Source organism: uncultured Caldilinea sp. (assembly GCF_937128415.1).
Classification (GTDB): domain Bacteria; phylum Chloroflexota; class Anaerolineae; order Caldilineales; family Caldilineaceae; genus Caldilinea.
On the sequence record NZ_CAKZMJ010000064.1, the window covers coordinates 21,561 to 45,706 of the forward strand.

A 24,146-nucleotide genomic window follows, 5' to 3' on the forward strand; every position below is an offset into this window, starting at 1 on the left:
CTACAAATAAACTTGCTTCGAAGGATCGCGTCGCTGCGTCCCATCGATCTTGCGCAGCGCCTTCGCCGGAACGCCGCCCACCACGGTGTAGGGGGGCACATCCTGCGTCACAACGGCGCCTGCTGCGACGACAGCCCCTTTACAGATGCGCACACCATCCGTTATAATGGCGCCAGCGCCAATCCAAACATCATCTTCAACAACAATGCCTTCGGCCGTAATGCCTTGCTCGACCATGGGCCGCGTCGGGTCATCGAAGACATGGTTGACGGCCAGCATCTGCACCATCGGCGCAGTGTAGACGCGGTCGCCAATCGTGATCCCCCCTTGCCCCCGAAGAACGTTCAATTCCCCGATCAGGCTGTTGGCGCCGATGTGGATGAAGGCGTGAGGTAAATCGCGAAAATTGTAAACGTGCAGCACCGAGCCATGCATCACGAAACTGTTGTCGCCGATCCGGATGCCCCTGGGGCAGGCGTGCAGATAAACGCCCTGATCGATATAGACGTTGCGGCCGAGCGCAACATTGTCGGCGAAACGGATGCGCACGCCGCTTTCAATGGCGGCGACTCCCTCCATCCGCAGAATCAGGCGGTAGGCCAGCGCGCGCAGCCCAATACCGATCACCGTAGGAATCCACCCAAACAACGACAGAATCGTTTGCTCGACGATGTATTTTTTCAGGCTGCTCGCCTGTCTATGAATATAGAGAGACAGTCCTTGTCCGGCGTCGCCGGGAACGTTCATGCGAGCCATGAATCACAATATCGTCGTGACGCCTCTGCGCTTTTATGCTGATTGAGAGGCTGATTCCTTTCTGAAGGTATCCTACCAGCTATTTCTCACGCTGGAGCTTACACTTGGCTGACAAGTGCCCATAAGAACAGAAAATTCTGAAAACGACGATGTCCAGACATTTGCCCAACGTTTCGTGGTGGATTGACCAATGGAGACGTCTCGACCGTTGCTCATCAACTAAACACACCCCAAAAAAATTGCATCCGTAGGACAGGCGTTGAGCAATGCGCGGTGATTTTGCTTAAAGTGAATGCACGTCGAAACCAAGAGACCGTCGCCTGCAGGATGAAAGCAGAGCTCCCTATGAATTTCGACGCTTTAAATCAATCTTACAGCCACGAATCTAAAAAAGCTTACTATGTAAAATAGGTCTTTTGACAGTGGATAAACGGACGCCTTTTTGTCATGCTAAAGTCAAAGCGCAAAGACGCGAGGAAAAGTTGTTCACCTCAGCAGAGCATGTGGAGACAGGTGAATCACCGGAGCGGACGGAATCATCAGAAGACGGAATCGTCAGAAGAGGAAAAGGTGAGGCATGTTGATTGGGATCACAGCGGCAATTCTCATTGCGATTAGTGCGGGTGCATTTGTCATCCTCCTGGCAGCGGCGGCGATGACCCGGCGCACTGTAGAGATGGAGCCGGCGCTGGAGGAGCAACCGCTAGACCGCTGGGCGCCATCCGCCGGCGCGTTCAGCGCACAGACGACCACGCAGCTGCGCACACTCTAAACAGACGCTATCTCGGAGGGCGTTGTAAACGAAAAAACGTCGCTGAGCACACAAAGCTTTCCCACTTTTTTGCGCCCTTGCATCTCTGTTGCTCTGCGTTGAATCTACTGTCGCATCAGACGAGTCGCCGCTTTTCTATCTGAAAACCTCTATCGCACCACCCCCTCCCGTGAAAAAGCTGTAGCGAATTCGATCCCAAGCGATGATAAATTCTCACTGGTGCGTTTCTATCCCCAGTCGCTTCAACAGCTGAGGCCAGCCCTGTTCCAGCAGTTCATCCACCAACGCCGCCATCGACAGATACTCCTCAAGTCCTGCGCCATGAGGGTCGTCGATCTCTTGATAGCGTCCGGCCAGCTCGCTGAGCAGAAAAATCTTCGATAAAGCCCCGGGCAATCGGTAAAAAAGCAACTGGCGGTGCGCCTCCTCCATGACCAACACCAAATCCGCCTTGCGCAGGTCGTCTTCCACCACCGGCTTGGCGTACTGATCCGCCGGCGGGATCTGTCGCGCCTCCAACATCGCCCGGATCGTCGGGTCGACCTCACGGCCGGGCTGCGCCTGCACGCCCGCCGATTCGACGCATATTCGATCGTCTAACCCCGCTGCTCTGATTCGCTGTTGCAGCAAGGAGGCCACATAGGGCGATCGACATACATTGGCGGTGCAGACCACCAAAACGCGTTTTTTGAAATCTGCGCAGGAATGGTCAGCGCCAGCAGCCATGGATCGTTACGCCGGAGCTACTTCACAGATTTCGGCCGGCCGGCGCGCTCGGTTTCGAGTGGAGCGCCATTCGTGATCGAGGCGCGGGAAACAGGCTGAGGCGACACCACGGCGGCGGTCTCCGCAGCCGCTTTCGTATGGCGTCGCGAAGCATAGTAGCCGCTGTAGTAGCGGTCGCGATAGCTCTTGTGGTACGAATAGTAGTAGCCGTGTTCGCTGCTCGTGACCCGATTCAACACCACACCCAGCATGTATGCGTTCACCTGCCGCAAGGCGCCCAAGGTCTTTTGCGCGATGTCTCGATTCATCTTCTCCCTGGCGAAGACGAGCAGCACGCCATCGGTGCGACTCGCCAGGGCGGCGGTGTCCGAAACCACGGTGACCGGGGGACTGTCGATCACCAACAGGTCGCAGTCGCTGCGCAGACGTTCCAACAACTCCTGCATGCGACGCGAGCTGAGCAACTCGGAAGGATTGGGCGGCAGTGGGCCTGAGGTCATCACGCGCAGCTCCGGCACGACGGTCTGCTGCAGCGCGGAGGCGAAGCCATCCAGGTTGCTGACCAGCGCGCTGGTCACGCCGACGTTGTTCACCAACCCAAAGGCGCGATGAATCGTCGGTTTGCGCAAGTCGGCGTCCACCAGAATCACCCGTTGGCCGGTCTGCGCAAAGGCGATCGCCAGGTTAGACGCAACAAAGGATTTGCCTTCTCCGGGCGTAGGGCTGGTGACGACCAGCGCGCCCAAGCCGCGATCGACGGACGCGAAGAGCAGATTGGTGCGCAAAACCCGAAACGCCTCGGCGTCGGGCGTATGGGGTGCGCTCAACATGATCAGCGGACGTTCCGCCGAGTCTATATTGGATTCGGGCAGAACGCCGAGCGTCGTCAGCCCCGTCGCCCGCTGAATCTGCTCTACGTTTTCCAACCGATCATCGAGCAATTCAAGCAAGTAGGCGCCTGCCACAGCCACGCCGGCGCCGAGGATGGCGGCGACCGCCACCAGCAGCCACCATCGATTGGGCACCGGTTGGGTGGGCACCGCCGGCGGGTCGAGAATGTTGATGGTGTTGGTGGAGCCTTGATCGGTGTTGGCGAGCAGGCCGACGTAGGTGGACTGCAACGTCGCCATCTTGGCTTCGAGCGCAGCGATCTGATCCTCCAACTGACGAATCTGACGCGCGCTGAGCGCCGCCGAAAGCTCCGCCCGGCGACGGCCGATCTCCTCCTCTGTGTCGCGCATGCTCTGCTCTAGTTTGCGCAGTTGTTCCTGGATGAAGATTTCACGTTGTTGCCGCTCCTGCCCCCCGGGGCTGAGCAGGATCAGCTGATTGATCAATTCCGTGGCTACGGCGTAGGCGCGCTGTGGATCGACGTCGGTGACGTTGATCTCGATCAACTGGGACTCGGTGCGCACCGTGTACTGCGGCAGCCAATCCATGCCGAGCGCCTCCATCGTCGCCCTCTTGATCGAAGGGCGCTGCATGATTCTGGCGTAAGTCTGCGCCAGCCCCTGCGTTAAGGAGAGCTGTTGGCTGTCCGGGTTGCGCTCTTGAATGGCGGTGCCGACCATGACCGTGCCGCTGGCGATGTAGACATCCGGTCGCATGCGCGCAAAAATGTAGGCGGACGTCCCCGCCAGCGCCATGGCGAGCAGGATCAACCACCACCATCGCAGAATCGGACGTAAATAAGCCTGAAGTTCCCGTTGATTCATTCTCTGTATACCTTACCACAGACGCGCTAGCGCGTCCACACCGGATACATGTCATCGAACTCGCTGACGAGCAGCCTGCGCTGATTGGAGCCATCGGCGTTCATGATCCAGAGCTGCGTGCGCCCCACTTCCCGGTTCGAGAAAAAGACGATTTGCTGGCCGTCGGGCGACCAGGTCGGATGTTTGTCCCATTCCCAGTTGTTGTACGTCAGTCGCTCGACGATGCTGCCATCCGGCGTCACCCGATAGATCTCGTCGTTGCCCGGATTGCTGGAGACGAAGGCGATCCACTCGCCGGTGGGCGACCAGGCCGGGTCGTAGCTGTCGCGGCCAAAGGATGTGATCTGCCGCGAGCGGTCGGAATTGATGTTGCGAACGTGAAGTTGCGCCACGCCGTTGGAATCCCGACGCACAAACACCTCCTGCTGACCATCGGGCGAAAGCGTCAAGGTCTTTCTGGCCAGCGGATAGATCCAATCGCGCGTGATCAGGCCGGTTTCGCCGGTGGTCGGATTCAGCACCCAAATCTGCGCGCCGGGTCCGGAGCCGCGTTGGAAGAAGATCAGGTTCTTAAAGGCGTCTGGCAAGGCGTCTGGGATCACCTCGGTGGGCGTGGGCGGCGGCGTCGGCGTGAAATCGCGCTCCAGGATCAGCGGCGGCGTGGTCGGCGTGGCGGTCGGCAGCGGCACCGGCGTCGGCGTAATCACGATCCAGTGGAACGGCGTCGGCGAAGGCGGCCCATAGGTCTCCGCTTCTGCGGTCGCCGCTAAAGCGAGCGCCGCCGCGGTCGCCACGTTCTGCGGCGTCGGTGTGGCGATCACGTATTCGCCGATCACGGCGTTATAGGGCAGCGGCGTAAAGGTTGGCCCACCGGCCCTGGCCGTAGCCGTGGCGGCGACGATGCGCGCCACCACCGTCGCCACATTCTCGGCGGGCGGTGAAGGCGGCACCACAAAGGGCGTCACGTACTCGGTGGGCACGGGCGTGAAAGTGCCGGTCGTCAGCGCTACGGCGGTGGCGTAGGCGGCGTAGGCGGTGGCCGTTGCAGCGTTGGCCGGCGTCGGCGTTTCGACCACGACCGCAGGGAGGCCGGCCAGCCGCGCCGCAGCCTGCACCGTAGCCAGATTTTGTGGATAGGGCGTCGGCGTCACAAAGGGCGGAACCGGCGTGTAGGTGCCGGTGGTTGCGGCGACCGCCGTGGCCGTCTGTTGCAGCGCAACTGCGGTCAACACATTCTCCGGAACCGGAGTGAAGGTCGCCACCAGATATTCGAGGGTGGGCAAGGGCGGTGGAGTCGCCGGCGGCGGGCCGACCTCCAACACCAGCGCCGGCGCAACGCCCCCCGTCTTCTGACCGTAGCCACTGTCCCATGCGAACAACGTGTCGCCCGTCCCGTTGGTGGAGGCGGTGATGCGCACGATGACGGATTCGGCGCCGTCGAGACGCTGCTGCTCCAACCAGCGCAGCGTCTCCGGCTCCAGCGTCCAGGTGTTGAGGCGGTCGCGTCCCAGGTCCTGCGTGCGCAGCTCGCGCAGCGTGATCGGCGCGGCGGCGCTGTAGACCATCATAAAATTGGCGCCGATCAGGCTGGCAAGCTCATTCTCCGGGATCAATTGCACGCGCCAGATGCCGTCGGCCTCTGGATTGAGGCGTTCGTCGGACAGGCCGTTCAGCTGCAGCGCGCCGCTCAGGATCGGCGCGCCGCGCGGGATGCGACCGAGATTGAAGCGAACTGCGCTGAGCAGCGAACGGTCGCTGAAGACGCCTGCATATAAGAAAGAGTCATTCAGGCCGACTTGCACCTCCTCGGAGCTGTCCCACCAACCCACGCCGCCGCTGGGCGGCGTCAGGACAATGCGCTGCGTTTCGCTTGTCGTTACGACGGAGGGCGTCGCCACGTCGGCCACTGCGACCAGTGCAGGCGTCGGCGTGGGCAGAACAAGTGCGGGCAGCGTTGCGGTGGGCGCTGCGGTCGGCGCGTCCTCCCGGGGTGTGGGAGACGGCGCAGCCGTGGGCGTTGACGTGGCGGTGACGGTCGCCGTCGCTGTGGCGGCCAGGGCCGCTTCGGCGGGCGGCGTTGGGCTCGGCAAAAGAATGCCGAACGAGCCGTTGACGGCGAACATGGCGCCCGCCGCCAGCGCAGCGATCATCAGAACGGTTGCGAAAATCAACGCGCCGCCAGCGCGGCGTCTCGGTCGTTTGGTCGCAATCTCGATGCGCCTTCCGCCATTTTGCTTCGTCGCCAGGTAGTACGGACAGCGGACGTGGGCGTCGCTCAAGCAATAGTTCGCCTGATGATCGGTCGAGGGAGACGTGGCAGGCTTGGTTCCAAAACAACGATGCGCCGGCGTTGGCTCGCTCAGCATGATCGTTTCGTCATCGAAGAGACCCAAATATGGGCATGCACACATAGATGTTCTCACCTCTGCCGCGCTGCTTGAGACGACGAATGCGCCTGTGCAGCCAACGCACGCTCTCCTGAATTCGCCTTCATCCACCGCTCGAGCCAGTCGACGGCGGCGCTCAGATCATCCACCAGCACAACATCGGGGTCTTGATGAGCAAGTTCGTCCAGTTGCTGCGCCTGCCTGCCGGTGCGCACCAGGATCGGCTGACAACCGACCGCGCGCGCAGCCCCCAGATCAGCCATACTATCGCCGATAAACGCGCAACGCGCAAGATCGAGCCGCCAATCATTGGCCGCCGCCAACAACAACCCTGGCTTGGGCTTGCGACATTCGCAGCCTGCGTCAGGAGGATGCGGGCAGAGATAGACGGCGTCGATGCGTCCCTGCGCAGCGTGCACCATCGAGCGCAGATGATCATGGATCCTCTCCACTTGATGATTGGAAACGATGCCACGACCGATAGCAGATTGATTGGTAACCAAAATGAGGGGGAGATTTAAGGCTGCGAGCCTGGCGAGCGCATCCAGCACGCCAGGCAGCAGGATCAATTCATCAACGGATTTGACGTAGTCGGCGCGTTCGACGTTGAGCGTGCCATCGCGATCGAGAAAAACTGCTTCCACCACACGCTCTGGGCGCGGCTCTTCAAAGGCTTGCGACGGAAGTCGTCGCAAGCCCCGGTCGTTATCTTGCATGTTTTACCGCCTGCTGCACCAGTTGGCGCACACTGGCGGTCACCATATGTTCGAGAATCATGTGCACGTCCTCGATCTGTTCGATCGAATGATTCTGCACCACCACAGGGATGTCCACCAATGCGGCCAGCTTTCCACCATAGTAGCCGCTGAATCCGATCGTCGTTGCGCCCAGCTCACGCGCGGCGGTGACGGCGTTCAAGACGTTCGGCGAGTTGCCGCTGGCCGAAATCGCGATCACGACATCGTCGGCGTCGACGTATGTGAGCACCTGCTCTCGGAAGACCTGATCATAGGAGGCATCGTTGCCCAGCGCAGAGAAGAGCGCCATATTGTCGTTGAACGAGACGGCGCGCAGCCGCGGATAACCGGGCACGGCTGTGTTCTTGCTCAGGTCGGCGGCCATATGCAACGCTGTCGCTGCGCTGCCGCCGTTGCCCATGATGAAAACCGTCCTGCGTTCGATCCAGGCTGTAAACAAGGCGTCCACCACCTCGCTGATGGCGCCCCACGGCAGGTTGAGCAGAGTCTTCTGAAGTTCGCCTGCATAGGTTTGCAGGAATTGAGCGCTGTTGTACATGGCCTCCTCCTCGACCGAATTCTGTTGCTCGAATCGTAAGCTGACCGGCGAGCGTCGGTTCAGCCGCGGCGATAGTTGAAAATGATCTTGGTTCCGTCCCGCTCGAGATGAAAGGGCAACTCGCGCAGATGATGGAGGGCGCTGCGCACGTCGTCCTGCTTTTCGCGAGGGCAATAGAGCAGCAAAAAGCCGCCGCCGCCTGCACCGGTGATCTTGCCGCCCAATGCACCGGCGCGAATGGCTGTATCGTAAATTTCATCGATGGCGGAGTTGCTCACTTTGCTGGCGAGCTGTTTTTTCAACTGCCAGGCCTCATGCAACAAAAGTCCGAAGTCATCCAGCGCTCCTTCTTCCAGCGCAGCCTTGCCGAGAAGCACCATGCGCTTCATTTCCCGCAACACCGGCCGCCGCTCCTCGATGTTGCTGCGCTGTTCGGTCAGCACGCTTTCGGCCTTACGGGTCATATTGGTGTAAAAAAGCATCAAATTCTGATTGAGGCGCCGCGCTACATTCGGCTCCATGGCGATCGGCTGCACCTGCACCTCGCCATCTGGACAGAACTGCAAGACGCGTTGCCCGCCAAATGCGGCGATGTACTGATCCTGCACCCCGATCGGTTTTTTGAGCACATCGATCTCGATTTCACAGGCTTCACGCGCCAGCGCCGCATGGTCTTTGGGCGTTCCCAGGTACATGTACATGGCGTGCAGCAGCCCCACCGTCACCGTGCTGGAGGAGCCAAGCCCCGATCCCTCGGAAGGGATGTCGCCCATGGTGTTGATCTCGACGCCGTGGGTGATGCCGGTGCGACGCAGGCTCTCGCGCACCAGCTCATGCTCCAGCTCATCGATGCTGTCGACCAGCTCGGTGCGCGTGTAGCCGACGCGAATCTTGTCGTCGAAGCGCTCTTTGATGATGACGAAGATATATTTGTCAATGGCGGAGCTGAGCACCATGCCCGGCTCCTGGGCGTAAAAATCGGGAAAATCGGTGCCGCCGCCAAAAAAACTGATGCGCAAGGGTGTTTGTGAAATAATCATCCTTTGTTCTCCTCACATTGGGCTTGCGACGTCTCGGGTGAACGTCTAGCGCAATGCGGCGTCATTCCAGACCGGCGCCCGGATAGATGCACCGAAATTGCGCAACGGCGCAGCCGATCACATCGGAAGCGCGGTGTGGCTCGCCTCCTGCGCCCGGGCGTAGCCGGCGGGTGTGCCGATATCGATCACGAATTCTTCGGGCAAAATGGGCGCGCCCCAGACGGGCCACCCAAGCGCCAGCATCTGGGGCAACAGGTCGCGACCGAAGTCATAGACGGCGTTGGCCGGCGCCAGGGAAAGAATCGAAGGCTCGCAGATCAGAATGCCGGCGTTGGCCAGATCGGTGAAAACCTGGTCGGCGGGCGGCTTCTCGACGAAGCGACGCACAGCGCCGAACTCATCCACTTCGACCAACCCACACTCGGTGGGGTTGGGAACCCGATACAGCACGATCGTCATGCCTTTGCCGCTCGCTCCAACCCTCGCCTCATGAAACGCAATGATTCTGGCGAGGTCGACGTTGGTGAACACATCGCCATAGACGACGACGAAGCGTTCGTTGAGGAAAGGTTCCAGGCGCTTGGCTGCGCCGGCGGTGCCCAGCAGCTCCGGCTCGAAGGAATAGGTGAGCGTGACGCCAAAGGCGCTTCCATCTCCCAAATAACTCTGGATAACATGGGCGGCGTGATGCAAATTGATGGCAATTTCGGTCACCCCGTAGCTGCGCAGCCAGCGAAGATGGTGACCAAGCAACGGCTGGCCGTTGACCGCCAACATCGGTTTGGGAAACTCAGCGGTGAGGCTTCCCAATCGCGTCCCTTTGCCCGCCGCCAGAATCAACGCCTTCATGCTCGCCCTTTCTTCATCTGCTCGCCGCCCAGGGTTGCGTGCGCTCACTTTCCGCTTGTTCAATAGGCGCCGCGCCCCTTGACCACGGCCGGCAGCGTCTGGAAGACAAGAATCTGAATATCCATCCAGATGCTATAGTTGCGAATGTAAAACATATCGAGCCGCACCCGCTCTTCGTAAGAGAGGTCCGAGCGGCCGGAAACCTGCCACAAGCCGGTCATGCCCGGCTTGACGGTCAGCAGATTGAGCTTCATCCGCCCGTAGCGGCTGTGCTCCGCCGGGCTGATCATGCGCGGACCGACCAGGCTCATCTGCCCCAACAAGACGTTAATCAACTGCGGCAGCTCATCCAGGCTGGTGCGGCGGAGAAATCTGCCGACGCGCGTGATGCGCGGGTCATTTTTCAATTTCTGATTCTTTTCCAGCTCCAGTTTCAACTCAGGATGCTGCTCCAGAATCTCATTGCCGTTGACGTGCATGGTGCGAAACTTAAAGGCGTCGAACGGTTTACCGCCGACGCCCAGCACGCGACGGCGATAGAGCACCGGCCCTGGCGAATCGAGCTTAATCAGCAGGCTGATCCCTAAAAAGAGCGGCAACAAAAACGGCAGCGCCGCCAAAATCACGGTGTAATCCAGGATCGTCTTCAACAAGGCTTCGCCGCGAGTCAGCCGCAGGCGCCGCAAGCTTGTCAGAGGAACTGCATTGCGCGTGGTCACTTCCATCCCCGTTGTAAACACCTCGTATAGACCGGAAGAAAGCCGCATGCGAATGTCCGAACGCTCGCTTGTCAGTTGCTCGGAGAGCGCCACGAGCTGCTCGCCATCGATCGCCGTCGTGGCGATCACCACCTCTTCCACGTTGTACTCATCCAAAATCGCAGGCAGGTCTTGCAAGGCGCCCAACACCTTGAGACCATGCACCTGATCGCCGGGCGCGTAGGCGTCCTTGCCGTTGACGCTGACGAAACCGGCGATCTCCATGCCCGAGCCGGCGGAGTCGCGCAGCTGGTCAGCCAGGGCGACCGCCTCTTGGTTGGCGCCGACGATCACCGTAGGCGAAACGAAATAGCCGTACCGTCGCGCGCGGTAGGCGATGCGTCGCATCGTGAGACGGAAAACGCAGAGCAGCAAGGTGGAAAACACCCAGGCGTAGAGCAGCCATGCGCGTGCGATGACAAACTCCGGGTTCAAAAAGCTATAGACGATGACCGCCATGATACCCCACGTCACGGCGTTGAAGACGCGCCCATACTCCGCAATGCCGCCGAGCAGAATGTTAAAATCGTATAATCCGACCAGCGCGAAGATCGCCAGCCAGGTCGGCACGAGCAGCAACGAGAGGAACAGATAGTCTTGCGGGTTCGGCACGATGTCCTGCGAAATCGCCAGACCTACGGAGAAGCGCAGCCAATATGCCAATGCAAACGCAATCATCAGGACGAAGGCGTCCCCCAAAACCAAAAAAAGGCGATAGCGACGCCGCTGCGAACGAAGCGTTTGACGAGATTGAGACTCAATTTTTTCTGAACGGCCAACCACAACCTTGGCGTTTGCAGACATAAGCTGACCCCACACGCGGATGACTTGCACTGTGCGATTGGTTATATTTACTGCGCTCATTGTAGTTGAAAATCGTTTCTCATTTTCTTACAATCCGCTGACAAGTCATCCTACGCTTGGAACAGACGCTCTCATCGCCAACCGCAAATCTGCGCCTGGATTTTTGGATGGTCCTTACTCCTTCCCTAAATGGGTCTTTCGGTCATTGACAATTTCAGCAGACATGACTAGAATCGGATTATGGATGACGCTTTCGGATTTTCTCCTTTGCCATACCGATTTTGTGCTTCGACAGTTGCACAAAGGTTGGGAGACGCAAAGTCGGCTCATCCCAACCCGTCAGACTCCACCCGCAACGATGGAACTCCAAAGCACGCGCAGGCGTTTTCCATGAAACAGACGCGCATCGGGCGCCATGTTTCATGTTTCCATCCAATCTTCCTCTATCGCTAACCAGGACTTTTGTAGAAAGGAGTAGGGACCATGAAAGTGATGGTCAACGGTCGCAACATCGAGGTGACGGATTACATGCGCGAGTATGTCACCAAGAAAGTCGGCCGCCTCGAACGCTACCTCCCTCAGATCGGCGAAGTGCGCGCCGACCTGACCCAAAATACGACCCGCTCTGCGGATGACCGCTTCACGGCGCAGATCACCATTTGGGCCAACGGACAAATTCTGCGCGCCGAAGAGTCAACCAGCGATGTCTTCGCCTCCATCGACGCCACGGTGGACAAAATCTCCAGCCAGATTCGGCGCTTCAAGGGGCGCCGCTTCGATAGCAAGCGCCGCGCCACACAGGCCGCCATGCGCGAAGTGGAACGCGTCGAGGCGACGATGCTCGAAGAAGCTGAACCCGAAGAGGCGCCGGGCGTGATCATTCGGCGCAAACAGTTTTTGGTGACGCCGATGGAAGAGGAGGAAGCGTTGGAGCAGATGGAGCTGCTCGGGCACGATTTCTTCGTCTTCTACAATCCGCAGACGAGCAGCATCAACGTCATCTATCGTCGCAAAGATGGCAACTACGGTTTGCTCATCCCTGTGATTGCCTGAGTGAACCCAGCGCTTTCATAAGACAAAAAAACCGGCGCCGCCTTGGCGCCGGTTTTTTTCGCCGTTTCACGCCCATCCTTCCAGCCACTGCTCGATCGGATCCGTCGAGCGAACGAGATGCATCCCCGCCGCCGCAAATCGCGCAAACGCCGCCTCCGCCGCCTCGGTGTAGTCGACTACGCCCGGCACCACCACCGGCGACATGCAGTCCAACAGCAAGTAAATTTTCTGCAACTGTTCCGGCGCGTCTTGCTGATAATGCTCCAACAGATCCTGCACCGTCCAGGCGACGCAGTGGCTCTTCGCTTCTCCGGCCACGAGAATGGCGTCAAACGTGCGTAGACGATCGAGCAACTTCTGGTTCACGGCGCCGATCGGGACGCCCCGATGGTCTGCTCGCACCTCCGGCTCAATCGCAGAATAGTTCTCGGTCAAGGGATGATTGCCCTTGATTTGAACGTCAGGCTGGCTGCTGCGGACGACGCTGTGGAAAAAGATTGCTTCCTCGAAGGAGGCCACCAACGCATGCCCGATCCCGCCCAGCATGGCGTGATAAGGCCACACCGTCAGGGCGTAGTGCCCGGACGCCGCCAGCGTGCGTGTGTAGTGCAGGAGATGGGCCTGCACATACGCCGGCTCCAGCCCCAGCGTCGGCCCCAGCGCAGGGTTGAAACGCCAGACGCCGCGCTCGATGTCGTCCACCGTAATTTGCGTGTGCGGCGCCGGATGCTCGCCGGCCTCGTTCACGAAGAAGAGAGGATGAAAAATCTGCGCAGCCTGGTGGGTGTCCATCGTCGGGAAGATTTGGGTAATGACATCCAGGTTGCGATAGATGAACTCACAGAGCCGACGGTTGTCCTCCACGGCGCCCAAGCCGGAGCGTCCGCCTACGAAAAGCTCAAAATCGGGAATGCAAAAGGTGTTCTGCACGTCGATCGCCAGTAAAGCCACGCGAAAACGATCTTCGCCGGCCAGGCGCAGGTTATGCCGCCTCGCCCAATCCTTCGCCTCTCTCGCCCGCTCCGCATAGGGAACCCGCCAAACCTCGCCCACTCGCTGCGGATCGTAGTGAGGAGGCAACGGCAATGATGTGCGCATTTTTTCCCTCCGCCGAACTGCTGTCTGCTCAACCCGGTTAATGTAGATTCAACACTAACCCAATCTTAGCATACCTCTGTCTGACTTGTCCAGCGGGATCGACGCAAAGGGAATTTGACGAACGATTTTGGCGCTTTGCAGGCGCCGCTCGTAGCTGTGCATCCTCGCATTCCCCAGGACCTTGCGGGACATTAAGAGCGTGCGGCTGGGAGCCGCACCTACGATGAAACCGACGTACTCTCGTAGGCGCACCCTCTTCCCCCTCTCCCAACATTCGGAGAGGGGGGTGGGGGGTGAGGGCCTCCGCTCCGGCTCCTGGGTGCGCCTGGGGTGTGCGGCTGGAAGCCACACCTACGGTGAATCCAGAGAATTCGGGGCTGCGCCGGCGCTTTCTCCCCCTCTCCCAACATTGGGAGAGGGGGCCAGGGGGTGAGGGCTACCATCGTCGCCGGATCATTTTGGAAGATTGATGGCGCTTGGTGGAAGGGGGCAACTACGGAACATCTATCTCAAGAAAGCAGTTGCAGCGCACCGGCCAGAACCGTTTGCGCCACCACGTCGTCGGCGAGCGTGCGTGCGTTGAGCTTGAAGGTAGTGATCCCGATCCGCCCGCGTCCATAGGGCATCTCCGCCAGCAGCGAAACCGGCCTGTGGATCCATCCCAGCGCCAGCCCCGCCCAGCTGTGCGTGCGATAGGCCCAGGAAGGCAACCCCACCAGCACATAGTCCGGCATGATGGGAGCGTATTCCATCTCTAACAGCGGACTGCCGGGCAGCGCAGCGAAGGGGCCCTGCTTCTTAATCCAGGCGAAGGAAGTCGCCCAGTCCCCCTGCCAGTGGGTGCCTTTGCGGGCGACGACGGCGCCGGCGGGCAGACGGAGTGCGTCGGGACCCTCGCCGCTCCCCTCCTCGGCGAGCAGCAGGAGGCGGGCGCCGGCCTGCACCGCCCGCTCCAACGTCGAGGTGTAGCGTCGAGCGACCAGGATGGCGCCTTCCGCTTCGACAGCCCCTTCCTCGACCCGATAGCCCAACCTGCGCAGCGGCTCGACCAGCGTCGGATCGTCCACGACGCGCAGCCATTGCTCGGTGCGCGGCGGGGAGACGCAGGCCAGCTCGACGGCGTTGGCGGCGATCTCTCGACCGTCCGCCGCCAGCCAGCGCGCTTCCAGCCGCGCCATGCCGGGAGTGGTCAGCGGCGCGTGCACGACGCCGCCGGGCGCAGGAAGCTGTCCGCTGTAGTCGCCGACGCGCCAGAAGATCACGCCGTCGCTGCGTTCACCGTCGACGCCGAAGCAGCGCATCTCCACCGGAACGGCGTCGCCGGGACAGCCGCTCCAGCGCTGAGGGCGCAACGCCACTACATTGTCCTGATTCAGCGGGACCAGAATTTCTTGCAGCCCCTGTTTCACCTGCCGTTGCATCGTGAGCAGGCCGTTGCATTCCCAGTGGACATCGGTGAATTCGGTGATCACGTAGCCGGCGATGGTTGGATGGAGGCGCATGGTGGTGATTTCGTAGTGTAGACTGCGCGCCATGTGCTCCTGAGAAGCCCGGATGAACGCCTGAAACGATCCAAACACAGCCTCCAGGCCATGGTCGTGAAAGCGCAGCGGCATGGCGTGGGGATAGACGATGCCCTCTCCCCACTCGTGGCCCGTCTCGAACCACCACGGCTCGCGGCCTTTTTCCTGGATCGTTGCAGGATCGGGCAAGCCCCAGTTGCCGAACTCCGACACGAGGAGCGGCAGGTCGGCTCTGCGCTCATGGAGATAGTCCTGGGCCCAGACCCAGTCATTGGCGCGGCTGGCGAAATCGCCCACCCAGGCGTCCCACTCTGCGGCGTGATCGGGAATGGCGCGATAGTGATGGAAATCCTCCAGGTCGCCCGCAACGTGGAAATTGTCGCAGCAGGCGGAGTTGTCCACGATCAGCCGCGTGGAATCCACGGTTTTGGCGTAGTGATAAAAGTCCGCCAGCCAGCGGCGATGCTCCGGATTGCGCGGCAGGTCGGTCCCCCAGTTTTCGTTGACCAGCGTCCAGGCGATGATCGATGGATGATTCCAGTCGCGCTCGACCATGGCCCGGAAGGTTTCCTTGATGCGGCGATCGGCGGCTTCGGTCAAGAGCACCCAGTTGGGAATTTCCGTCCAGATCAGCAGGCCCACCCGGTCGGCCACGTCATAATACCGTGGGTCTTCGATCTTGATGTGCGTGCGCAGACAGTTGAGGCCGAGCGCCTTGGCTTTGCGCGCCTGATCTTCGAGGAACTCCAGGCTCGGCGGCGTGTAGATCGTTTCCGGATAGTAAGCCTGGTCGAGCGCCCCGCGCAGGTAGATCGGCTCGCCGTTCAGATAGATGCGCCCGTTTTTCGCCTCCACCGTGCGAAAGCCGCAGGTGGCGGCCAGGCGATGGTGCACGGCGCCGTCGAGCATGATGGCCGCTTCCACCGTGTAGAGGTGGGGCGTCTCCGGGCTCCAGAGGAGCGGCGCATCATTGAGTGCGACGCGACCTGCGCCGGTTGCATCGAGGACAGTTTCGGCGATGCGCCGCCCATCCGGTGCGCGCACGGCGACGCGCACTTCGGCGGAGGAGGGCAAGACTGCGCTGAGAACGGCCTGAACCTCGATCGCCCGCTCGGCGGGGAGAGGCGTCAGCCGCAGACGCACCAGATGCAGCGCCGGTCGCACCTCCAGCCAGACGCTCTGCCAGAGGCCGCCGATGGGGCCGTACCAGCTTTGTTTGCCGTGTGGAATTTCACTGAAAGGATGGTCCGGAAAGCGGCTGCGGTCGTCGTCGGGGTCGGCGACGCGCACCACGAGCACATTTTCGCCTGTGCGCAGCGCCGGGGCGACGTCGAACTCAAAGGGGAGATAGCCGCCCTCATGTTCGCCGATGCGTTGGCCGTTGAGCCAGACGACGGCGTGGTAATCTACGGCGCCGAAGTGAAGGATCGCAGCCTTGCCGGTCAGATCGCCCTGCCAGTCGAAGCGCCGACGATACCAGGCGACGCCGCTGTAATGGCGCAAATCATCGAACTGCGCCTGCCACGGGGCAGGCACGCGCGCGGTGCGCCACTCTTGAATCTGCGTCGCGTCGTCGCCGCCGGCCGGATCAACCTGAAAATCCCACAGGCCGTCAAGAGACATTTTGAATGTCTGGTTCGTCATAACGAGGCTAATCCTTTTTGTTTTTGATGGAAATTTGGAACGATAAACTGGAATGCGACTTTATGGCTCCGCTTCGGGTCTCCGAAAGACCGGTTTCCCTGCGTCAAAATCCACCTGCGCCAGATAAAGCCGTCGCATGCCGGCGGGGTATCCCACATAGGGCTCGCGCCAGGCATGGTACGCAACCCACAACTTGCCGCCGGCATCGCGGAAGAAGGAGGCGCCTCCGGGGCCGACGTGCCGACCGGCGCTGGCGAGCACAGGTTCGTTCTGCGGCTTGACGCACGGGCCAAGCGGCGTCTCGCAGATGGCGTAGCCGACGGCGTAATTGCGGCTCTCCCACCAGTTCCCGGAATAAATGAGATAGTATTTGCCGTCATGAGCGACCATGCTAGGGTTCTCGATCAACGGTGTCTCCCACTCCTGGTCATAGGCGATCAATCGCACCGGCTCTCCGAGCAGGCGCAAACCGTCTTCGCTTAACGGTTGGGCGTAGATATAGATCGGAAAACCACAACAGTTTCCGTCATTTTTCCAGAGCAGATAGAGCGCGCCGTCGTGATCGACAAACGGTTCAGGATCGATAGAGCCGCCTTCCTCCAACTGGCAAACAAAAGGCGTCTCGCTGGAATCCACAAAAGGGCCTTCTGGGGAGTCGCTGACGGCGTAGCTGATGCATTGACGCTCGGCCGCCGCCAGTCGCGTGGTGTAATAGAGCACAAACTGACCCTTGCGAGCCAGGACGCTCGGCGCCCAGGTGAAGGATTTGCTCTCCTCCGCCCAGGCGGGCAACTGCGGGAGCGCTTCCCCGCGAACGCCGGCTTCCTTCCAATTCACCAGATCGGCGGACTTGAGCACCTGGATATGGAGCCCTCTGGCATTGGTGGCATAGGCGTAGTACTGGCCGTTCACATACAAGACGAATGGATCGGGAAAATCCAAACGATAAACCGGATTTTGATATTCCATCGGCGGAACCATTGCAGGCGGCGCCTGAATCGGGGTGCAGGCGGAAAGTAGGATCAAAAACAGAGCGATCGCAAGGGTGCGTGCGCCGGATCGACGCGCGCCAGACTTCCAACGGCTTCCCATAGACCTATCGTCCACCCATCCCGGTCAGCATGACGCCTTGGATGATGCGACGCTGGAAAATCGCATAGAAGAGGAGCACCGGCGCGCTGGCGATCACTGTGCCGGCCATCACGAGCGCCCTCTCCTGGATGTAAGTCCCCTGCAGCACGGTGAGACCGACCGGCAGAGTTCGCAGCTCCAGGGAATTGAGCACCACGAGCGGCCAGAAGAGGTCATTCCAGGCGCCCAGGAAGACGAAGATCGTCAGCGCCACAATAGCGGCCCGGCTGAGCGGCAGCACGATTTGCCAGTAGATGCGGAAACGCCCTGCGCCGTCCATCAACGCCGCCTCTTCCAATTCTTTGGGCACAGAGGTGAAAAATTGGCGCAAGAGAAAGACGCCGAAGACGCTGACCGCGCCTGGCCAGATGAGCGCATGATAGGTGTCGAGCCAACCCAGGCTGCGCACCAACAGAAACACCGGGATCAGCGTGACCTGTCCGGGAACCATGAGCGTAAAGAGCAGCAGCAGAAAGATAGTGTTGCGACCGGGAAATTCAAGGCGGGCGAAGCCATAGGCGGTCAGGCTCGAAAGAAAGACGCAAAGCACGGTGATGATGGTGCTCACCACGACGCTGTTGATGAACCATCGATCGACCATGAGGTCTTGGCGGGTGAAGACGGCGCGATAGTGCTCAAGCGTCGGGTTGGCCGGCCAGAGCTGCAGGGGCCAGCGATAGACCTCCGCCGCCGGCGTGATCGAAACGACGAGCATCCAATAGATCGGAAAGCCGACAACGATCGCCAAAGCGATCAACACGGCGTAGTGCAGGGTTCTCATCAAGAAGCGATAGACGCGGTATTGGTTCATCTGCTTTTCTTCGCCTCTCCTCAATACTCAATGACGCTGCGTCGCCCAAAGATTCGGAATTGAATCAACGTGAAAAACAAAATCACGAGCGCCAGTGCGACGGCGATGGCGGCGCCGTAGCCCATCAGGAAATAGCGCCAGGCGGTCTGATACAGGTAGATGATCACCGTGTAGGAAGAGCGCCCGGGACCGCCGCCGCCCGTCATAATGTAGGGTTGACCGAAGACCTGGAAATGGGCGATCAACTGCGTGACAAAGACAAAAAAGATGGAAGGCATCATCAAGGGGATGGTGATGTGACGAATGGTCTGCCAGGTGTTCGCCCCATCGATGCGCGCCGCTTCATAGAGATGGTCGGGAATTCCCTGCAACCCCGCCAGATAGATCACCATCGGGAAGCCGAAGCCCCACCAAACGGTGGCGAGGCTCAACGAAGGGATCACGAGATTGGGATCCGCCAACCATCGCACAGGCGGCAGGCCAAGCCAGACGAGAAAGTAATTGATAATGCCAAATTGCGTGTTCATCATCCAGCTCATGATGATGCCCATCGCTGCGACCGAAAGCACCACCGGCGCGTAGAAGACGAACCGGAAAAAATCGCGGCCGCGTATCGGCGCATTGACCAGCATGGCCACGACCAATGCAAAGATGGTGTTGATAATGGAGGTCAGAAAGGCGAAATAGAGGCTATTCCTGAGCGCGATCCACCAGATGCCGTCTCGCATCAGGTTGATGTAGTTGGCAAGCCCGATAAACGGCTGCTCTCTGGCCAGAATCTTCCAATCATGGAGGCTGATCCAGAAGGAGTAGAAAATCGGGCCGGCGACAAACGTCACAAAAAGAATCAAAAACGGCAGGATGAACAGGTAGTTTGTCAACGTATACATCGGCGTGCGCCAGGTGCGCCGATGCTGATGGGCGGTGTGCCCTTGGGTCGTTGAAAGCTCGGTCGCCATGCTCCTCCACAGATTGATCGCTAGCTGAATCGCGTTCTATTCGTCACAATCTTCCAGGAAGCTTTGAGGTTTCCTGGAAGATGAATGCTTTGCTGAAGGTCGACAGACAACCTCACAGTTGACTCCGGATCACGGACTCTCCGGCGGAGTCCGTGATCCGGAGCGTTGGAGAATGTCCTACGCGAGGCGGCGAACAAGCGCAGGCGCCTTGTGCGGATTTACCGGCAGCGGTCCAAAATATCCTGGACGCGTGCGTTGGCGTCCGCCAGGCCCTGCTCCACCGTCTTCAGGTTGTTATAGATCGCATCGAACTCCGGCATGTACCCCTGATCGATGACCTGTTGGATGCAGGGGTGGGCAAAATCGTAGCGGCCGATCTCCTGGAAACTGGTCCCCAGCACGATCGCCGACAGGTAGCGGTCCGGCGTCAACGACTCGAACTGCGAGATGCGGGCCGGCGGCTGACCCGAAGTCGCCCATAGCGCGCCCTGCTCCGTGAGGAAGCTGATCAGACGCTTGGCGGCTTCCAGCTTCTCGCCGGCGAGCGTCGGCGGCGTGTAGATGACGTGAGAGCTGATCCAGGTGACGTGCTCATCGCCAATCTTCGGGAACGGGCAGACGCCCCAGTTGATCTCGTTGTCGTTGGCGAAGTTCAGGAACCAGCTACCCTCCGGCAGCATTCCCAACCGGCCGGCGGCCATGGTCTGCCAGGTGTCGAAGCCGGCCGGCGGCGGCGCCACGTGCTCGACGTAGATCAAGTCATACCAGAACTGCACGGCCTTTTTCACGGCGTCGCTGGTCAAGGTGGCGTTGCCCGCGCGATCGCTCCAGTCGCCGCCGAACTGCCACATGGTGGAAAGCGTGGTCGGCTTCTGCCAGCTCACCGCCGTGCCCCACTGCTCGATCTGGGTCGGATCGAATCCTTCCTCGCCCGCGCGCTTGCCATTGGCGTCCTTGGTCAGCTTCCTGGCGGCTGCGACAAACTCCTCTGCGGTGGCCGGGCACGTCTCCGGGTCCAGCCCCGCTTCGACAAAGAGGTCCTTATTGTACCAAAGCCCCCAGCCATGGATGTCCAGCGGCACGCCGTAGCGAGCGCCGTCCAGCTCAAGCGCCTTCAACACCTGCGGGTAGATGTCGCTCACCGGAACCGGACCGCCGTGGTCGTCGTAGTAATCGCTCATGTCGGCCAGCACGCCCTGCCCGGCGAACTGCGGGATTTCAAATTCGTGGAGCAGGAAGAGATCGGGCGGGCTGCCGGAGACGAGCGAGGTCAACAGCTTGTCGAAGTAGGTGCCCCACGGCATCATCTCGACGCGCACCGAGACGTCGGGATTCTCTTCGGTGAACTTCTGCACCATTTCCACCATCGTCACGCCGTCGCTGCCGGTGAGGCCGTTCCAGTAAATGAGGCGAGTGGCGCCCGCGCCAGCCTCGGCGACGATGGGCGTGGCGGTCGGCGTTGGCTCCGTCGGCGCCGCCTCCTCAGCAGCCGGAGCCTCTGCGGCAGGCGCTTCCACGGCAGGCGGCTGGCTCGGCGGAGGTGCACATGCACCGATCAGCAGCGCAACGATCAACATGCCCACAACCCAGAGACGCATACGTTTCATTTTTCTTCCTCCTTCATCGTTGAACTTTTTGGAGAGCGTTGAACTTTTTGGAGAACGTTGCAAAGAAAACCCGCGCAAATTCTGCGGACTTCACGAGCTTGCGCCAAACCTGCATGGCAAACGCTCCTCTCCCGTTGTGCAGGAAAGACGCCGATCGAAACCTGTTGTCAGCCGAGAATTTCATAATTTACTGTAACAGAAATCGTCAAAACCGTCAAGGATTTTCATAAAAATCCGAAACGCATGTAAAATCTCATCTAGCGATTCATGATGTTCTGCAAACAGATGACTTCCTTTGCGCTTCCCAGGTGATGCTCAGAATCTCACTGACTCTTTACAAGGAGCGACGATGAACGAAGAAACCTCGAGCTTGCAAGAAGCCGTCGGAGCGTTGCGTCTGTTGCGCCTGAGAACGGAGCCTCACGAACGCGAGCACGCCATCGCTGTGCTCAAAGCCCTGGGTTCTCAGCCTCGCATGGCGATCCTGGACTTCCTGGAGCGAAAAGTGGCCAACGTCTCTGAGATTGCACAGGCGCTTGATATGCCGTTGTCTACTGCCAACCTGCACGTGACTGCGCTCGAGGAGGCGGGGCTGATCCGTTCGGAAGTCGTGACGGCAAGCCGGGGCGTGCAGAAACTCTGCGCGCGCCTATACGACGTCGTTCTCCTTCTCCTTCCTCAGGCGCCTCCTACGTCGATGAGGACGGCGACCATCGAAATGCCGATCGGCGCCTTCTACGATTGTGAAGTGACGCCCACCTGCGGTCTGGCTTCGACGGAAGGGCTCATCGGCCACCTGGACGACGCGGCCTCCTTTTTCGAGCCGGAGCGCATCCACGCCCAGCTTGTCTGGCTGACGAGCGGTTTTCTGGAATATCGCTTTCCCTATCGCCACGACCCGGAAAGCCCGGTGCATAGCCTGACGTTGAGCGCAGAGATCTGCTCCGAGGCGGCGCCCTTTGCATTGGACTGGCCTTCGGACATCTTTGTGGAGATCAACGGCAAACTGATCGGCGTGTGGACGTCGCCTGGCGACTTCGGGGGCGAGCGCGGTGCGCTGACGCCGGCCTGGTGGGGAGAGTGGAACAGTCAATATGGGCTTCTGAAGACCTGGCGCGTCGACGCCAACGGCAGTTCCATCGACGGCGCGCCCTCCTCGCCGGTGCGCATCGACGACCTCGAGCTTGACAAGCGCCCCTACATCGCCGTGCGCATCGGCGTCAAGCCCGACGCCGTCAACGTGGGGGGAATGAATTTGTTCGGCAAGGGGTTCGGCAATTACGCACAAGACCTTGTTTTGAAGATCACCTACGCTCCTGTATCGCGAGAAAATAGCGACGCCGAGGGATGGACGGAAGGCGTTTCCGGCGCTCCACGTGAGATATGAATTCTAACCGAAACCACGAAGACGCCAAGAAAAGCATTTCCTTGTAGCTGCGGCTCATAGCCGCAGTTCTGACAGACAGCGCGTAGCCGCAGGTTCTGACAGACAACTACGTCGCCGCCAGAGGCGATAACCTCCTGAGTCGCCTTTCGCCGAGAAAAAAGGTGCGGTTGGGAACCGCACCTTTTTTCTCGGCGGACGCAGGACTTTGAGCGAATCAGGGAAGCGCAGCTGCGCCGAACGCTCTAAACAATCTTCGTTTTTGGCGTCATCTTCAATGACGCCTTTCCGTGAAGCGACGATTCGCGAGTCGTTCTTGCTATTCTTCTACCGTGGAGAGAGTCGCAGCGCTGTGAACGAAAGCGGCGGCAGCTGGATCGTCGCCCGGCCGTCGCTGACGCGCGGCGGGGCAATCGGCTTCGCCACCAGGTGATTGGGATTCTCCCAGGTGTTGAGCGCCTTGGGGTCGTCGCCGGCGAGCTGCCAGGCCTCGCATACGGTTGGGTTGCGGCCATCCTGCCAGACAAAATCGGTGACGACGCTCTCGCTCAGGCTGCGGTTGACGATGAAAATGGCGCCCTGGCCGGTCGCCTCGTCGTGAGAGGCGGAGACGTCCAGCACGGGCACGTCGCCGTATTTCTTCGTCTCCACGCGCGGGGCTTTGACCAATACGTCCAGCGCCTGCCCGCGCGCGTAGTTGCTGACCAGCTGGAAGACGTAGAAAGACGGATGCTTGAGAAGCTCGTCCCCGCGCGTGTGCAGCCAGGAGATCACGTTGACGATCTGCGCCACGCAGGCGATCTTGAGCACATGGCTCTTGCGCAGGAAGACGTTCAGCCACTGGCCGACGACCAGCGCATCCTCCAGGTTGTACATCTCCTCGGCCAGATGGGGCGCTTCGGTCCAGTTGCCCTGCAGCGGGTCGCCTTTATACCAGACTTGCCATTCGTCCCAGGAGAGATAGATGTCGTGTTTGCTGCGCTTTTTGGCTTTGACGTAGCGCAGCACACCCTCCAGCGTATCGACGAACTGTTCGAACTGCACGGCGCTGGCGAGAAAGCTGGGTGTGTCGTTTTCGCGGTTGCCGGCGTAGTAATGCATGGACAGATAGTCCATGTGCTCCCATGCCTCTTCCAACGCCACGCGGTCCCACTCCGGATAGGTGGGCATCTGGTCGTTCGAGGAGCCGCACAACACGGTCTTGATCGACGGGTCCATCCACTTCATGAGCTTGGCGGCCTCGCGCGCCTTGGCGCCGTATTCGTGCGCCTCCAGGTGCCCCATCTGCCAGGGGCCGTCCATCTCGTTGCCCACACACCAATATTTCACCTTGTGCGGCTCCGGGAAGCCATGCTTCGCGCGCAGGTCGGACCAGTAGGTGCCGGACGGCGTGTTGCAATAGTCGACCAGATCGCAGGCGCTCTGAATGGTGCCAGTGCCCATGTTGACGCCCAACATTGGCTCGGCGTTGATGGCTCTGCAGAAGAGCATGAACTCATTGGTGCCGAACTGGTTGGTTTCGATGGACTGCCAGGCCAGCTCGCGGCGTCGCGGTCGCAGCTCCTTGGGGCCGACGCCGTCCAGCCAGTTATAGCCGCTGAGAAAGTTGCCGCCCGGATAGCGGATGGTGGTGTATCCTTGCGCGCGCAGGGCGTCGAGCACATCGCGGCGCAGGCCGTTCTCATCGGCGTGCTTCGACTTGGGATCGTAGACGCCCTCGTAGATGCAGCGCCCCATGTGCTCGGCGAAGCCGCCGAAAAGCAAGGGCGAAATTTCTGCAATCGTGCGGTTGGAATCCAGAAAAATTTGTGCTCTCTGTTGCGTCATAAGAAA

Annotated in this window: 19 protein-coding genes; 3 read left to right on the forward strand and 16 right to left on the reverse strand. The window is 60.2% G+C overall.

The features are described from left to right. The gene (locus tag Q0367_RS09920) at positions 1-756 is read right to left on the reverse strand and encodes a DapH/DapD/GlmU-related protein (RefSeq protein WP_298981992.1); all 756 of its coding nucleotides are present in this window, start codon (positions 754-756) and stop codon (positions 1-3) included. Positions 757-1,333: 577 nt separating this feature from the next. On the opposite strand from Q0367_RS09920, the gene Q0367_RS09925 reads away from it, so the two are divergent. After that, complete coding sequence (locus Q0367_RS09925) at positions 1,334-1,528, forward strand: hypothetical protein (RefSeq protein ID WP_298981994.1); 195 nt, start codon at positions 1,334-1,336, stop codon at positions 1,526-1,528. A gap of 213 nt (positions 1,529-1,741) precedes the next feature. Here Q0367_RS09925 and Q0367_RS09930 read toward each other — a convergent pair whose 3' ends face one another. The 8 genes from Q0367_RS09930 to Q0367_RS09965 form a co-directional block, all read right to left on the reverse strand. After that, positions 1,742-2,254 carry a hypothetical protein gene (locus Q0367_RS09930; protein ID WP_298981997.1) on the reverse strand — a complete coding sequence of 171 codons (513 nt, stop codon included), beginning with the start codon at positions 2,252-2,254 and terminating at the stop codon, positions 1,742-1,744. Between the two features lie 17 nt (positions 2,255-2,271). Then, the gene (locus Q0367_RS09935; RefSeq protein ID WP_298982000.1) at positions 2,272-3,969 is read right to left on the reverse strand and encodes a polysaccharide biosynthesis tyrosine autokinase; all 1,698 of its coding nucleotides are present in this window, start codon (positions 3,967-3,969) and stop codon (positions 2,272-2,274) included. Between the two features lie 26 nt (positions 3,970-3,995). After that, the gene (locus Q0367_RS09940; protein ID WP_298982003.1) at positions 3,996-6,380 is read right to left on the reverse strand and encodes a hypothetical protein; all 2,385 of its coding nucleotides are present in this window, start codon (positions 6,378-6,380) and stop codon (positions 3,996-3,998) included. 8 nt (positions 6,381-6,388) lie between these two features. Then, entirely contained in the window at positions 6,389-7,072 is a 684-nt protein-coding gene (gene gmhB, locus Q0367_RS09945) for a D-glycero-beta-D-manno-heptose 1,7-bisphosphate 7-phosphatase (RefSeq protein ID WP_298982005.1), read from the reverse strand. Beyond that, positions 7,062-7,652, reverse strand: coding sequence for an SIS domain-containing protein (locus Q0367_RS09950; protein WP_297636941.1), 591 nt, complete (start codon positions 7,650-7,652; stop codon positions 7,062-7,064). Before Q0367_RS09950 ends, gmhB begins: the two co-directional genes overlap by 11 nt. A gap of 59 nt (positions 7,653-7,711) precedes the next feature. Then, the gene (locus Q0367_RS09955) at positions 7,712-8,692 is read right to left on the reverse strand and encodes a GHMP kinase (RefSeq protein ID WP_298982008.1); all 981 of its coding nucleotides are present in this window, start codon (positions 8,690-8,692) and stop codon (positions 7,712-7,714) included. A gap of 117 nt (positions 8,693-8,809) precedes the next feature. Then, positions 8,810-9,541, reverse strand: coding sequence for a nucleotidyltransferase family protein (locus tag Q0367_RS09960; RefSeq protein WP_298982011.1), 732 nt, complete (start codon positions 9,539-9,541; stop codon positions 8,810-8,812). 59 nt (positions 9,542-9,600) lie between these two features. Beyond that, complete coding sequence (locus Q0367_RS09965; RefSeq protein ID WP_298982013.1) at positions 9,601-11,103, reverse strand: sugar transferase; 1,503 nt, start codon at positions 11,101-11,103, stop codon at positions 9,601-9,603. A 483-nt stretch (positions 11,104-11,586) separates the two neighbouring features. Between Q0367_RS09965 and raiA the strand changes: the two genes are divergently transcribed. Beyond that, complete coding sequence (gene raiA, locus Q0367_RS09970; RefSeq protein ID WP_297636930.1) at positions 11,587-12,156, forward strand: ribosome hibernation-promoting factor, HPF/YfiA family; 570 nt, start codon at positions 11,587-11,589, stop codon at positions 12,154-12,156. A gap of 66 nt (positions 12,157-12,222) precedes the next feature. Here the strand turns inward: raiA and Q0367_RS09975 are convergent, their stop codons facing one another. The 6 genes from Q0367_RS09975 to Q0367_RS10000 all read right to left on the reverse strand — a co-directional run bounded on the left by Q0367_RS09975 (position 12,223) and on the right by Q0367_RS10000 (position 20,929). Next, a complete protein-coding gene (locus tag Q0367_RS09975) occupies positions 12,223-13,254 on the reverse strand; it encodes an isochorismatase (protein ID WP_297636927.1) in 1,032 nt (343 codons plus the stop codon). A gap of 509 nt (positions 13,255-13,763) precedes the next feature. Next, positions 13,764-16,421, reverse strand: coding sequence for a sugar-binding domain-containing protein (locus tag Q0367_RS09980; RefSeq protein ID WP_298982016.1), 2,658 nt, complete (start codon positions 16,419-16,421; stop codon positions 13,764-13,766). Positions 16,422-16,481: 60 nt separating this feature from the next. Next, positions 16,482-17,402: a glycoside hydrolase family 43 protein gene (locus tag Q0367_RS09985; protein WP_298982018.1), complete on the reverse strand. Its 921-nt coding sequence runs from the start codon at positions 17,400-17,402 to the stop codon at positions 16,482-16,484. Between the two features lie 115 nt (positions 17,403-17,517). Beyond that, positions 17,518-18,363: a carbohydrate ABC transporter permease gene (locus Q0367_RS09990; protein ID WP_297636918.1), complete on the reverse strand. Its 846-nt coding sequence runs from the start codon at positions 18,361-18,363 to the stop codon at positions 17,518-17,520. 20 nt (positions 18,364-18,383) lie between these two features. Beyond that, complete coding sequence (locus Q0367_RS09995) at positions 18,384-19,322, reverse strand: carbohydrate ABC transporter permease (RefSeq protein ID WP_297636915.1); 939 nt, start codon at positions 19,320-19,322, stop codon at positions 18,384-18,386. 218 nt (positions 19,323-19,540) lie between these two features. Further along, positions 19,541-20,929 (reverse strand): ABC transporter substrate-binding protein, encoded by a 1,389-nt coding sequence (locus Q0367_RS10000; RefSeq protein WP_298982021.1) that lies wholly within the window; start codon positions 20,927-20,929, stop codon positions 19,541-19,543. 349 nt (positions 20,930-21,278) lie between these two features. Here Q0367_RS10000 and Q0367_RS10005 point away from each other — a divergent pair, with 349 nt between their 5' ends. Beyond that, positions 21,279-22,316, forward strand: coding sequence for a transcriptional regulator (locus Q0367_RS10005; protein ID WP_298982023.1), 1,038 nt, complete (start codon positions 21,279-21,281; stop codon positions 22,314-22,316). A gap of 324 nt (positions 22,317-22,640) precedes the next feature. Here the strand turns inward: Q0367_RS10005 and Q0367_RS10010 are convergent, their stop codons facing one another. Next, positions 22,641-24,140, reverse strand: a complete 1,500-nt coding sequence (locus tag Q0367_RS10010; protein WP_298982025.1) for an alpha-N-arabinofuranosidase — start codon at positions 24,138-24,140, stop codon at positions 22,641-22,643. Between the last annotated feature and the right edge of the window lie 6 nt (positions 24,141-24,146).